This is a genomic window from Acinetobacter tandoii DSM 14970 = CIP 107469, assembly GCF_000400735.1.
Taxonomy (GTDB): domain Bacteria; phylum Pseudomonadota; class Gammaproteobacteria; order Pseudomonadales; family Moraxellaceae; genus Acinetobacter; species Acinetobacter tandoii.
The window spans coordinates 782,962-795,540 of sequence record NZ_KE007367.1 but is presented as its reverse complement, the minus strand read 5'-3'; the positions used below and the strand labels follow the sequence as shown (position 1 = coordinate 795,540).

Below are 12,579 nucleotides of genomic sequence, written 5' to 3'. Positions count from 1 at the left end.
GGTTTGCAATGCAAACCATTTTTTTTATTTAGTATCGAACCAATTTAAGAAAGATAAATAACCTAAGCATTTTTAAATATATTACAAAATAGCCTAAGCAAAAATAAGATTAATCTGCTCGCGCAAAAAAATATGCCTTAAATTTTCATTTAAATCTTTATGCCAAAACATACCCATTTTCATATAAGGTAATTCAGTAGGAACAGAAAAAATATTTAAAGACGAGCCGACTTGTAAGTGAGACAAAATTGTCTCTGGTAGAGTTAAAATCGCTTGATCATTTTGTTCTAATATTTGGAGGGCCGTAGAGTAGTTCTGGCAACGTAATAAAATGTTCCGATTCAATTGTTGACGTTGAAAATATATATCTTCTAATAATAACCCTGTACGGCGGGAAGATACGCCAATATGTGGAGAAGAAAAATAATGCTTTTCATTCATTTGAGCTTGTTGAGTACAGACAACAAAACGGTCATCTACCAGTGCTTGAAATTGAATTTTCTCTCCAAAATTTTGTTCTAAATCCATTACAAAATCAATTTGCTGTGCGGCCAAATCCGCAACAACAGTTTTACGATCTAGTTTAAAACTTGTAAATTGAATCTCTAAATTGAGTTGTTGGAAGTGTTGAAAAAGGCGTGGGAAAATAATCGGTTCAATTTCATCATGGATTGCAATTTTAAGTGTTTTAATCATGATGGGTTCAAAGCTTTGTTTCTGAAGTGAAACACTTTGAATAGCATGCAAAGCTTTTTTGATGATGGGATAAGATTGTTCTGCGAACGGCGTAGGCAACATCTGATTGCCTGCACGAATGAACAAATCATCTTGCAGTTGTAAGCGCAAACGTTGTAAGGCGTGGCTAGCAGCAGATTGTGTAATATTGAGTATATGTGCTGATTTTGAAATACTTTTTAGCTCATAAATAGCAATAAAAAGAGGATAAAGATTGATATCGATACGGTAGAACGTCGCTAAATCCATGTCTACGTTATTATGAATATTAATCATAGTTTTAGATTAAATAAAATCATTTCATTCATACTAATTTTCAAGCTAATGTACTGTAAAGCGAAAATATACAAAATTCACAGGATAAACCTATGTTTGAACTCTCAGCACGTGCCAAAGACTATATAGAACGTACAAAAGCATTTATTACAAATGAAATTGAGCCAATAGAAACTGAGTTTTGGAATGAAGTACATCGCTTAAATCCAAGTAGGGATTGGACTCAGTGGCAATGGCCAGCGCAATTAGAACAATTAAAAGCTAAAGCTCAAGCAGCAGGTTTATGGAATATGTTCTTACCCGATCCAATATTGGGTACAGGGCTTTCCGTACAAGAATATGCGCATATTGCAGAGTTTACAGGTCGTAGCTTAATTGCCCCAACCGTATTTAACTGTAATGCCCCAGACAGCGGCAATATGGAAGTGTTATGGCGTTATGGTAGCGATCAACAAAAACAGCAATGGTTAACACCATTATTGGAAGGAAAAATTCGTTCAGTATTTTGTATGACGGAACCCGCAGTTGCTTCGAGTGATGCAACCAACATGCAGGCAACTGCTGTGGTTGAGGGTGATGAAATTGTCTTGAATGGACGTAAATGGTGGTCATCAGGTTTAGGTGATCCAAATGCCAAAATTATTATTTTTATGGCGCATACGCCTGATGAAACTAAAGATCGTCATCATCAACATTCGATGGTTCTTGTACCGATTGATTCAGCAGGTGTAACCATCGAGCGGATGTTACCCGTATTTGGGGATTATGATGCACCACATGGCCATGGCGAAATTAGCTTCAATAATGTGCGTGTTCCTGCATCTAACTTTATTGGTGGTGCAGGTCAAGGCTTTGAAATCGCACAAGGTCGTTTAGGACCTGGTCGTATTCACCACTGTATGCGCTGTATAGGAGCTGCGGAAAAATCATTAGAACTGATGATTGACCGTGGAATGAGTCGAACTGCATTTGGAAAAGAAATTCTGAAATTGGGTGGTAACTTAGAACGTGTTGCAGAAGCTCGAGTTGCTATTGATCAAGCACGCCTACTGACTTTGTACGCTGCATACAAAATGGATACTTTAGGCAATATGGCTGCCTTAACTGAAATTTCAGCCATTAAAGTGGTTGCACCAAGTGTGTTGGAAAAAGTGGTGGATATGGCAATACAAATTCACGGTGGTGCAGGTGTTTCTCGAGACACACCATTAACAGGATTCTTTGCTCAAGCACGTAGTTTACGTTTAGCCGATGGCCCTGATGAAGTGCATAAAGGGATGATTGCCAAACTTGAACTGAAAAAACGTGGATACGGCGCGCGTAAAAAATAAAGCTGTGGTAAAACTAGGTAAAGTATTCATATTCTAAGAATCAGGGATAATAAGTATGTCGGTAATTGATGTTGGTGGCAGTGTACGAGAAGGCGAAGAGCTGGATGTACAAGCTGTAGAAAATTGGCTTAAGTCACAAGGCGTCGTGTTAGAGGGACAAGTTGAAATCACACAATATTCTGGTGGGGCTTCAAATTGGACGTATCGACTCAAATATGACAACACTGATCTGATTCTACGTCGTCCACCGAAAGGTACTAAAGCAAAATCTGCCCATGATATGGCTCGTGAATATACAGTGCAGAAAAATCTGGCCCCGTTTTATCCTGTATTACCTGAGATGATTGGTCTTTGTCAGGATGAGTCTGTATTGGGGTCTGACTTTTATGTCATGAAACGGATTGCGGGTATTATTCCGCGCGCAAAACTTCCACCAGAATTACATTTTTCTGAAGTGCAAGTGCATCAGTTATGTGTAAATGTGATTGATAAACTCATCGAATTGCACCAAGTACCCTATCAGGGTACAGAACTGGAAAAGTTGGGCAAAGGTGAAGGTTATTGCCGTAGACAAGTCGAAGGTTGGGATCAGCGTTTTGAAAAAGCACACACGGTCAATGTTCCGACCTTCAAGTTTGTGCGTAAATGGCTTTTAGATAATATCCCAGAGGATTCGGCAACCTGTTTGATCCATAATGATTGGCGTTTTGATAATGTAATTCTAAATCCAGAAGATCCGACACAAGTGATTGGGGTTTTGGATTGGGAAATGGCAACGCTTGGTGATCCGCTCATGGATTTGGGTTCAGCATTGGCATACTGGGTAGAAGAAACTGACAGTAAAATTTTTAAAGCGACACGACGCCAACCAACTAACATGAAAGGCATGTTTACCCGAAAGCAAGTCGTAGAATATTACCTAGAGAAAACAGGATTACAGCCTGAAAACTGGACCTTTTACGAGGTGTTTGGCATCTTCCGTCTAGCAGTTATCGCGCAGCAAATTTACTATCGCTATTTCCATAAGCAAACTAACAATCCAGCCTTTAAAGATTTTTGGGTGATCATTCATGCTCTGCATATCCGAGCGTTGAAACTGATTGGTATTCAAAAACTCGAAGCCAATGAAATTGCACATAAATATATGGAAAAATTTAAGGAAATTTTAGAAAAATGACCACCATTTATTTGATTCGTCATGGGCAGGCATCTTTCGGTGCCGAGAGTTATGACAAACTTTCGGAGAAAGGTGAATTACAAGCGCAACGATTAGGTCAATATTTCAAAAATATTTTAAAAGAATCACCGTATGTGGTCGCTGGTTCAATGCATCGCCATCAGCAAACGGCGCAATTGGCTTTGGCGGAATGTTTTCCTCATAGCCAAGTCGTGACAGATTCACAATGGAATGAATTCAATCATCAACAAGTTTTTGCTCAGTATGAGCCAAGATTCAATGAGCCACATTTGTTGAAATCAGATGTCGCGCAGCATGTAAACCCACGTGCCTATCTGGCAAAAATATTTGAAGGGGCAATAAAGCGCTGGACAGGTGGTGAATATCATCATGAATATGAAGAGTCATGGCCGATATTTAAAGCTCGTGTTGAAACAGCATTGCAAGACTTATGTGATGAGCTTGCACAGACCAAACCTCGTTATGCGGTCGTATTTACTTCGGGTGGTGTAATTTCTGTGGCTGCGGGAAAAATTTTGGAGCTGAACCCCAATCGAACTTTTGCGCTGAATTGGGCGATTACTAATACCAGCATGACCACTTTGCGTTTAGTTGGAAATGAACCGCAATTACTTAGTTTAAATGAGCATCATTTTATTAAAGCAGATGACTCAGAACTTTTAACATGGATATAACAAGGATTGACCCATGGCAAAAACCATTTTAATTACAGGGGCGAGTTCAGGTTTAGGCGCAGGTATGGCGCGTGAATTTGCTCAAAAAGGTTATAACCTTGCCATTTGTGCGCGACGTCTAGAACGACTAGAAGCACTTAAACAAGAGCTTGAAAGTCTGTATGGTATTCAGGTAATTGCCAAAACTTTAGATGTGACCAATTACGATCAAGTCTTCGAAGTGTTTAAGGCTTTCCAACAAGACTTTGGCAAACTAGATCGAATTATTGTGAATGCGGGAGTCGGACAAGGTCGCCGTATTGGTAAAGGTAATTTTGAGATTAACCGAGCAACAGCCGAGACTAATTTTATTTCAGCATTGGCACAATGTGAAGCAGCTGTTGAAATTTTCCGCGCGCAAAATTCAGGGCATTTGGTGGTGATTTCTTCTATGAGTGCGATGCGTGGCTTACCAAAACATCTTTCAACTTATGCCGCCAGTAAAGCTGCTGTTGCTCACTTGGCAGAAGGGATTCGTGCCGAACTGATTGATACACCTATTAAAGTTTCGACCATTTTCCCAGGCTATATTCGTACTGAATTGAATGAAGGGGCAAAAAAGTTGCCGTTTGAAGTCGATGAAAAGACAGGTTCGCATTTACTTGCGGAAGCGATTGAAAAAGCGCCAGTGAAAGCTTATGTGCCAAAGTGGCCGTGGCTACCAATGGGCTTAGCGATGAAAGTTTTACCTTTAAGGATTGTGAATAAATTGGGCTAATTCTCTTTTAGCTTAGAAATATTCCTAAGTAATTTTATTTATTTTGAGAAGCCCACTGATTTCAATGTGGGCCTTTCGGCTAACTTACTTAAAATAAAAGTATTATTAATTTAACAAAAAATTCAATTCTCTCGGAGAGGCTCACTTCCGAAAGCTTTTTAACATCTGTTTTCATGAGAGAATGGGCTTGGTCAATTCCACAGTTTTCACCGAAATCTTTCAAATAAGATGAATCTCATGATCCTCATAGACTCTGTCACATACTAACCAAAACTGATTAGTTAGCACAGGAAGTTTTAACCGTTTCTAGGTACTGGTTGCACAGAATAAGGTGTATATCATTTTGACTTGTTTGTGAAGAGTGATTCTTTATGCCTTTTTCTAAATTTCTGCATTTGGGTCATTAGATTCTGTTGTGTTGGTTGATGTTTAGCTATTAGAGCTGATTAAAAAGTATCCACAAAATCAAAAGCATTTGGTATAACAATAATTAAGACTTCACATAAGTTTAGTAACTATTAAATTTATTTTTGAGTCGTGTTATTAAGTATGATTATAGTTATAAAAAAATTAATGGAAAAATATAATGATTAGTACTGATACTGACAAAGAAATATCTCTAATTTATTTTTCGATACGTTTTAAATTTTGTATCGCTTTGATTGGTGCTTGTCTTTGGACTTGGTTTTCAATATGGATAGCACAAGCGTGGATACATGATCTTAGTACGCACATTGGTATGTTTGCTGCTATTTTTCTGATTTATGGAATTGCTATTATTCCAGGCTTTATGAACTCATTCGCTGCTTTGAGCTTAATGATGGATAAAAGGCCTCGTCGAGAGGCACTTCCATTTTATCCTGGCATCAGTATTCTGATTGCTGCTTATAATGAAGCTGCTTCGATTAAAGATACTTTGGTGAGTATCAGTCAACAGAATTATCCTGGTAAGTTACAAGTCATTGTCATTAATGACGGATCTAAAGATGAGACAGCGAATATTGTTAGAAATCTACAAGAACAGTTTTCATGGCTTACTTTTCTTGATTTAGAAAAAAATGCTGGTAAAGCACATGCCTTAAATGAAGGGTTTAAATTGGTTGAACATGACCTTGTAGTCACCATTGATGCTGATTCATATTTACATCGTATTGCATTGATTAATATTGTTGAACGCTATCTTTTAGATCCACCAAATACTCGCGCTGTGGCTGGTAAGATTTTGGTTCGTAACTCTCGAGAGAATTTGCTGACTAAAACTCAAGAATGGGACTATTTTCTTGGAATTTCAGCAACCAAGCGCATGCAATCGCTTTATCAAGGTACTTTAGTTGCGCAAGGAGCTTTCTCTATTTATGACCGTGCTGCATTGATTGAGGTTGGTGGTTGGCCAGAATGCGTAGGCGAAGACATTGTACTCACTTGGTCATTACTGAATGCAGGGTACAGAGTTGGGCACTGTGAGGATGCCTGTCTTTTTACCAATGCACCCACCACACTCAGAGTTTTTATTAAGCAGCGCCAGCGATGGGCACGAGGCATGATGGAAGCTTTTATTAAACATCCATCCATTTTAATCAAACCACGACTTTCAACATTCTTTATTTATTGGAATCTGCTTTTTCCTTGGTTAGATCTGGCCTTTACTTTTGGATTCTTGCCAGGGTTAGTATTGGCGTGTTTTGGCTATTACTGGATTGTCGGCATTATGACGTTGGTTCTGCTTCCTATGGCTTTATTGTTAGGTCTCTTAAATTATTTTATTGAACGACAGATGTTTGATGAAATGGGGCTGAAAGTACGTAAGAATTTTACTGGTTTTTTAATATATGTTTTTGCATATAGCTTCTTATTACAACCTGCGAGTATTCTCGGATATTTGGACGAAATTTTGAGAACGCGAAAAACATGGGGAACGAAATGAAAATAAAACCAACAAATTTATGTATTACTATTCCTCTATTAATGATGATTAGCATGGGCTGTTTTGCTAATGAATTAGAAGAAAAAAAAGGCACAAGTGGACGGGCTGTTGGAACAGAATTCTTTTTCAGTGATGATAGTGAGGGATTTCAAACTCGTAAGCTATCAGCAGAATTTTTTCCGAAATATGAAAGTGGCGATAGTTATCTAGGTGTGCGTGCTAGTGCTTATCAGTATAAGGCCGATAACTGGAATCGAGATGGACAGAAAATATCCTTTGTAGGGAGAGATGTAGATTCAGCCACTGCGAATGGCTGGTTTTTAGATGCAGGTCTATTCGAGCAGGATAACCATACATTGTTAACACTTGATGGTAGCTATCGAACACAGTTTTTTGATAAAACTGCCTTAGAAGTATTTGCCAATCGTGACTGGGTAGAAACGCAATCTGCTCTGGATCAGGGGATTAATTTCACCTTCGTAGGTGCTGCTTTAGATCAGGGCTTAGGTGATCATGTCACACTAGTCGGTCTGGCTGGAACACAATTTTTTTCAGATGATAATCGCCGCGATCATGGTCGAATTAAAGTGATTTATCAACCTTCACTCAACCTAGGCCTTACGGTTCAAGCACGCTATCGAACCTATCATAGTCGTCAAGAGGATGGTGGTGGTGCGTATTTCAATCCAAAGAACTATAAAGAATCTATGTTGGCAGTTGGTTGGCGTCAGCGCTTTGCTAAATGGTCTACAGGCTTAACAGTTGGCCTAGGGCGGGAAAAAATTAATGACGATCCAAGTCAGTCAACTCAACTTTTTGAATTAAACTTGCAAAGTCCAGTGTATGGATCTCAATTTTTCCGTATGAATGCTGGATATAATAAAAGTGCCTCTTTCAATGGTCCAAATTATAATTATCCCTATGTCAGAGGTGAATGGATTTTACAGTTTTAGATATTTTTTATAAGTTAGAAATGAAATTCTTGTTGATATTCACCTTATTGAGGATAGGGCTGAAATCTTGCATTTCAATGTATCAAATACATCAATTTAAGCCCTTCCTAACTTCCTCAATTCTGCTCGGGTTGCTTTGTTGCAGCTAATGTTGGTTCACATAAAGGAGAACATTAAACTCTTCAATGACAAAGTTCAATTTGATAACAGGTGTCAGTAGGGGGGATTATTGGTGGGTGTACTTATGAAAAGATTGAAAATTTATGTAAATTACTGATATTAAATTAAATATATAGAATATGGGTTGTTATGGAAGATATTTAAATATGCCAATCTATATCCACATATGTGATACTAAAGTCATCATTTGATGGAATTTCTTTCCATTTTGATTCAGGGCTAAATGGTGGGGGAACATAACCGTTCGAGCATGTAATATTGTATTTTTTAATGGTATTTTGAAAATTAGTATTGAAATTTTGGATTGTTTCAAAGTAGTTGTAAACTTGCTTTTTATATTGAGGATACTGATTTATATATTTTAGTGATTTTTCAGAATAGTCTCTCAAATGACAGGCCAAGTCATAGTTTTCTTGAGTACTCAAAAGCCTTTTTTCTGTTTCAAATTTATTCTTCTTATCAATTACATCCATAATGTAATTAACATTTTCAGTTAAATTTTCTTGTTACTCGTGAAAGCTGGTATCAGTGACAATTTTTTTATGAAATAATTTTGTTTGAGGATCGATAGTATATTCTTTAGAAACTAAATTGGGGTCTGCATAAGCTTGCAAAGATAGACAAATTGTAAATGTTGAAATTATAAAGTAGGGAAAATTTTTCATACTAAAGCCCATTTTATTTGAATTTAGATTGTGATTTATCAAAAATTTAAGATCAAGTTCTAAACAGTTTTATTGCGTCCTTCTCAAACTTATTAGTTCAACTTACTTACATAGACTTCATGAACTTGCAAGCATGACTTATCTGTGACAGGCTTTGTATAAGCATCATAAGTAATTAATAAATCACAAGTTTATGGAAAAATTTGGCAGCAAAATATACTTTGTGCTTATTAAATTATATTTATTATTTTGTTTAAAAGTAAAATTGTTAAAATTGATTTTTAAATAATAAGGATCTAGAATCCACAACTTAAAATCAAAGTCACTATATATACTGAAGACCTCATTGGAATTTCATATATTTCATTTAAATATTTGAAGTGGCTTTGTTGCACAAACATTCAAAAGCTAAACTTCTTCCAAGTTATCTAAATTTAAGTGGCAACTTGGGTGTGAGGTCTGCCTAAATCTGTAAATTTATTTAATACGGCCACACGTGCATGAATCTCATTGACTTGGCTTTGAAAGTTTCTCGCACGGAGTTTATCGCCTAATAACTTGATGCAATGCATCTTAGTTTCAACCAAACTTCGCCGATGATAGCCTGACCAATTTTTCCATATTGTTCTTCCTAAACGTTTAACTGTTCGAAGTAATTCATTTCGCTCTAGCGAGCTGGTCTTTGTATCTTTCCAAGGTTTCGCATTTTTTCTTGGCGGAATCACCGCATGTGCTTGTCGGTCTGCAATTACTTGACGGCATTGCTTGGTGTCATAAGCCCCATCAGTATAGACAGAGTCAATCTGCTCATCTTGTGGAATCTGATCGAGTAAATCACCAAGCACTTGTGAATCACTCACATTATTTGTAGTGAGTTGAATAGCGCGTATTTGAAGGGTTTCAGCATCTATACCAATATGAAGTTTACGCCATTGGCGACGATATTCAGGTTGGTGTTTCTTACGCTTCCATTCACCTTCGCCTAGAAACTTTAAGCCAGTAGAATCGACGAGTAGCTGGAGACCATTACTGCTTTTTTGATAGTTAATTGCAATATCAATATGCTTTTGTCTTCTGCAGATGGTGGAATAGTCTGGTGCTGTCCAATCTAATCTACAAAGATGAATGAGACTTTGCACAAAGCCAGTGACCATGCGTAAAGAAAGACGAAATAAGGATTTGATCATTAAACAGCATTGGATGGCTGTATCTGAATAAGTTTGATTTCGACCATGTTTACCTTTGGGTTGAGCGTACCATTGAGTCTTGGGATCAAACCAAATTGAAAGATTTCCTCGATTTATTAATGCACTGTTATAAGAAGACCAATTGGTTGTACGATAGATTTTAGGTGTGGGCTTATTCATTTGAGAATTATATTGTGGAATAAGCCTTTAGAGATAGGTTTGTGCAACAAAGCCATTTGAAGTTATCCTTTGGGAGGTGGATTTTGATTAGTTTTTTTATTACTTGAGAATAATTTTATGAAAAAGGTTTTGTTAGGATTTACTTTCGCGTTACTTGTACAAAATAGTTTTGCTGCTGAAGAATGTACGATTAACTATCATGCAAATGATGAGTTATCTGATCAAATTCAGGAAGATGGATTTAGTTTTGAAAACTATGATGAAGTTTGTGAACTGTTAGAAAAAGCCAAAGCTAGTGTCTCAATCAATTACAATTCAAGTATTACTAATAATCAAACAATAGCTGCTGTTTTTATTCGTGTGAAGGACAGTGATAAACCTATTTATTCGACTTACACTAACTCGAACATGGACTGGAGTTCGACTCGGACTACAGAAGAAGAAAAAGAATTAGTGTGGTCTCTTGTAAATTCAACGATCAGTGAAATCAACCAATCAGATATTGATGGTTTAAACGAGAATCGAAAAGAACTTCGCGTACCTGTTTATCCAACCGTATCTAAGAAATTTTGAGTTGACTTGTTAAAGTTAAAAGTGAAATTGGTTCTTTTTTTACAGTAGCTGAAAATAAGCAAAGTATTAATATGAACCAAGATCCAAATTTGATATATATTGCTTTAAATAATTTTATTCACTTATTTGAAAGTAACCGCACTCACAATAACTATTTTGCTTATTTATTTGACTCACAATAGAGATGGTAAAGATCATTTCTAAAAATCCATTTAAGCATTCACTCGGGGTAATTTTATAGATTAATTAAATCTAGAGGTTGAAACTTAAGTGGAATTAAGAAGAAATGAAAATTCTTGTTGGTTCTCCTGATTTAGTATATTTACTATTTTACAGTAAGAATAAGATCCTAGAAATTGGGGGTAAAATGTACGAGTTATCTCAAGTAGACCAAATTTTTATTCAAGAGTTGCGTGATGCTTTTGATGATGTTCAGTTAGAAGATAGATTTACGCTTCTAGAAGAAGACTTTGCAGATACGAGTTACTTAAGAAAGTATCCACATCAACATCCTTATGATAAGAATAGTATAGGTTACTTTTCAAAGAGTAATTTACTCAGTGAAATAAAAAACAGTGACTTATTAGATGATGAGAAAAGAGATTTAATTTTAGCAATTAGTGAAGGGAAACGTGTTTATAATCATTACCAAACATGGGAAGAGGTTCCTTTTGATTATTTGAATAAATATGCAAATGGATTTTACTTCATTACACCTGAAGCATATATATTTTACACCCCAGCCTTAATTTTATATTTGGCTTCAAACCTAGAGTATTTTAAAGGAGTGGCTTTTGATAGTTGGCTTTCTAGATTGTTAATGGAAGAAGCTAGTCGTGAATCATTAATTTTATTTAGCCCCCTTCAGTCAATAATAGTAAGAAAGTTTCTATGCAACTTGTTAATGAATGAGTTTGCTCTAGATTTTATAGAAGTTGGAGACGTGAAAAGAGCCTTAGAAATGATAGATGAAAAGTAATAATTCATCGTAAATGATTAATTAGAGCTCTTGATAGGATTTACTTCATTAATGGCAATAAAAAAGACTCGGTAGTTTCTAATCTATTTTGTAGCTATCGGTATCTTCATGATTTCAGATGCAGCAGGGGTATAGTTAGTAATCATGCGTATGCTGATCATTCTAAAACAGAAGAATAACAGATACTATAAAGTTAAAATTACTTTTCAAATCAATGTCATTTAAGCGAATTAGTCTATCAATTAAAAATAAATATTGTGAATGATTTTTTAGAACTCAAAAATCTGAAAAGCTCATTCGATAAATTTCATACAATTATGCTAAGATTGGTGAGTAAAAAACTCTTTTTTATATTGAACTAAATGTCTGAATTTAAAATAGAAACTCACCCACTCGAACCATTTTTACCAGCAAATGCAAAATTACTGATGCTGGGCAGTTTTCCACCACCGAAAACACGTTGGAAAATGGATTTTTATTATCCGAATTATCAGAACGACATGTGGCGAATCTTTGGTCTTATCTTTTTTCAAGACAAAGCGTATTTTCTAGATCTTCCAAATAAGAATTTTTATGAGCAGCAAATCCGTGATTTCTTAACTGAAAAAGGGATCGCTATTTTTGATACGGCATATCAAGTTGTTCGTTTAAAAGATAATGCCTCAGATAAATTTTTGCATATAGAAACTCCGACCGATCTAACGACCTTATTAGCCAAGATTCCTTTTTGTCAAAACATTGTCACTACAGGGGATAAAGCGACCGACACGCTTATGTTATCCATGCCTGAAGGCACGGAAAAACCTATAATTGGGACAAGTTCACAGACATTTTTTGCAGATCGGGAGTTAACTTTATCTCGAATGCCATCATCTTCGCGCGCGTACCCATTAGCATTAGAGAAAAAAGCTGAAGCCTATGAACAGCTTTTCCAAAAAATTGGTTTAATTTAAATAGATGTATCTTT

General features: G+C 36.3%; 12 protein-coding genes. 9 read left to right on the top strand and 3 right to left on the bottom strand.

Annotated features, from left to right (window positions below; translation table 11 throughout):
- Positions 1 to 93: 93 nt before the first annotated feature.
- Positions 94 to 1,011 (bottom strand): LysR family transcriptional regulator, encoded by a 918-nt coding sequence (locus I593_RS13175; protein ID WP_016168078.1) that lies wholly within the window; start codon positions 1,009 to 1,011, stop codon positions 94 to 96.
- Positions 1,012 to 1,103: 92 nt separating this feature from the next.
- Here I593_RS13175 and I593_RS13170 point away from each other — a divergent pair, with 92 nt between their 5' ends.
- The 6 genes from I593_RS13170 (at position 1,104) to I593_RS13145 (ending at position 7,848) form a co-directional block, all read left to right on the top strand.
- Entirely contained in the window at positions 1,104 to 2,342 is a 1,239-nt protein-coding gene (locus I593_RS13170) for an acyl-CoA dehydrogenase family protein (protein ID WP_016168077.1), read from the top strand.
- Positions 2,343 to 2,397: 55 nt separating this feature from the next.
- Positions 2,398 to 3,519, top strand: coding sequence for a phosphotransferase family protein (locus I593_RS13165; RefSeq protein ID WP_016168076.1), 1,122 nt, complete (start codon positions 2,398 to 2,400; stop codon positions 3,517 to 3,519).
- On the top strand, positions 3,516 to 4,214 hold the full coding sequence (locus I593_RS13160) for a histidine phosphatase family protein (RefSeq protein ID WP_016168075.1): 699 nt from the start codon (positions 3,516 to 3,518) through the stop codon (positions 4,212 to 4,214). The genes I593_RS13165 and I593_RS13160 overlap by 4 nt, the downstream gene beginning before the upstream one ends.
- 13 nt (positions 4,215 to 4,227) lie before the next feature.
- Positions 4,228 to 4,971 carry an SDR family oxidoreductase gene (locus tag I593_RS13155; RefSeq protein WP_016168074.1) on the top strand — a complete coding sequence of 248 codons (744 nt, stop codon included), beginning with the start codon at positions 4,228 to 4,230 and terminating at the stop codon, positions 4,969 to 4,971.
- Positions 4,972 to 5,557: 586 nt separating this feature from the next.
- Positions 5,558 to 6,895: a glycosyltransferase family 2 protein gene (locus tag I593_RS13150; RefSeq protein ID WP_016168073.1), complete on the top strand. Its 1,338-nt coding sequence runs from the start codon at positions 5,558 to 5,560 to the stop codon at positions 6,893 to 6,895.
- Entirely contained in the window at positions 6,892 to 7,848 is a 957-nt protein-coding gene (locus I593_RS13145) for a hypothetical protein (RefSeq protein ID WP_016168072.1), read from the top strand. The genes I593_RS13150 and I593_RS13145 overlap by 4 nt, the downstream gene beginning before the upstream one ends.
- 320 nt (positions 7,849 to 8,168) lie before the next feature.
- On the opposite strand, the gene I593_RS13140 is transcribed toward I593_RS13145, so the two are convergent.
- A complete protein-coding gene (locus tag I593_RS13140; protein ID WP_016168071.1) occupies positions 8,169 to 8,501 on the bottom strand; it encodes a hypothetical protein in 333 nt (110 codons plus the stop codon).
- A 626-nt stretch (positions 8,502 to 9,127) separates the two neighbouring features.
- Positions 9,128 to 10,060 carry an IS5-like element ISAha1 family transposase gene (locus I593_RS13135; protein WP_016165566.1) on the bottom strand — a complete coding sequence of 311 codons (933 nt, stop codon included), beginning with the start codon at positions 10,058 to 10,060 and terminating at the stop codon, positions 9,128 to 9,130.
- Positions 10,061 to 10,177: 117 nt separating this feature from the next.
- On the opposite strand from I593_RS13135, the gene I593_RS13130 reads away from it, so the two are divergent.
- The 3 genes from I593_RS13130 (at position 10,178) to I593_RS13120 (ending at position 12,565) form a co-directional block, all read left to right on the top strand.
- Complete coding sequence (locus I593_RS13130) at positions 10,178 to 10,633, top strand: hypothetical protein (RefSeq protein ID WP_016168070.1); 456 nt, start codon at positions 10,178 to 10,180, stop codon at positions 10,631 to 10,633.
- A gap of 286 nt (positions 10,634 to 10,919) precedes the next feature.
- Complete coding sequence (locus I593_RS13125; RefSeq protein WP_016168069.1) at positions 10,920 to 11,612, top strand: hypothetical protein; 693 nt, start codon at positions 10,920 to 10,922, stop codon at positions 11,610 to 11,612.
- A 362-nt stretch (positions 11,613 to 11,974) separates the two neighbouring features.
- Entirely contained in the window at positions 11,975 to 12,565 is a 591-nt protein-coding gene (locus I593_RS13120) for a uracil-DNA glycosylase family protein (protein WP_016168068.1), read from the top strand.
- Positions 12,566 to 12,579 lie beyond the last annotated feature (14 nt).

What these genes read in the sequence shown, in the direction of transcription:
- I593_RS13165 (WP_016168076.1), top strand. Translation starts at nt 2,398, where the DNA reads ATGTCGGTAATTGATGTTGGTGGCAGTGTACGAGAAGGCGAAGAGCTG.
- I593_RS13140 (WP_016168071.1), bottom strand. Translation starts at nt 8,501, where the DNA reads ATGGATGTAATTGATAAGAAGAATAAATTTGAAACAGAAAAAAGGCTT.
- I593_RS13130 (WP_016168070.1), top strand. Translation starts at nt 10,178, where the DNA reads ATGAAAAAGGTTTTGTTAGGATTTACTTTCGCGTTACTTGTACAAAAT.
- I593_RS13170 (WP_016168077.1), top strand. Translation starts at nt 1,104, where the DNA reads ATGTTTGAACTCTCAGCACGTGCCAAAGACTATATAGAACGTACAAAA.
- I593_RS13175 (WP_016168078.1), bottom strand. Translation starts at nt 1,011, where the DNA reads ATGATTAATATTCATAATAACGTAGACATGGATTTAGCGACGTTCTAC.
- I593_RS13150 (WP_016168073.1), top strand. Translation starts at nt 5,558, where the DNA reads ATGATTAGTACTGATACTGACAAAGAAATATCTCTAATTTATTTTTCG.
- I593_RS13155 (WP_016168074.1), top strand. Translation starts at nt 4,228, where the DNA reads ATGGCAAAAACCATTTTAATTACAGGGGCGAGTTCAGGTTTAGGCGCA.
- I593_RS13160 (WP_016168075.1), top strand. Translation starts at nt 3,516, where the DNA reads ATGACCACCATTTATTTGATTCGTCATGGGCAGGCATCTTTCGGTGCC.
- I593_RS13120 (WP_016168068.1), top strand. Translation starts at nt 11,975, where the DNA reads ATGTCTGAATTTAAAATAGAAACTCACCCACTCGAACCATTTTTACCA.
- I593_RS13125 (WP_016168069.1), top strand. Translation starts at nt 10,920, where the DNA reads ATGAAAATTCTTGTTGGTTCTCCTGATTTAGTATATTTACTATTTTAC.
- I593_RS13135 (WP_016165566.1), bottom strand. Translation starts at nt 10,060, where the DNA reads ATGAATAAGCCCACACCTAAAATCTATCGTACAACCAATTGGTCTTCT.
- I593_RS13145 (WP_016168072.1), top strand. Translation starts at nt 6,892, where the DNA reads ATGAAAATAAAACCAACAAATTTATGTATTACTATTCCTCTATTAATG.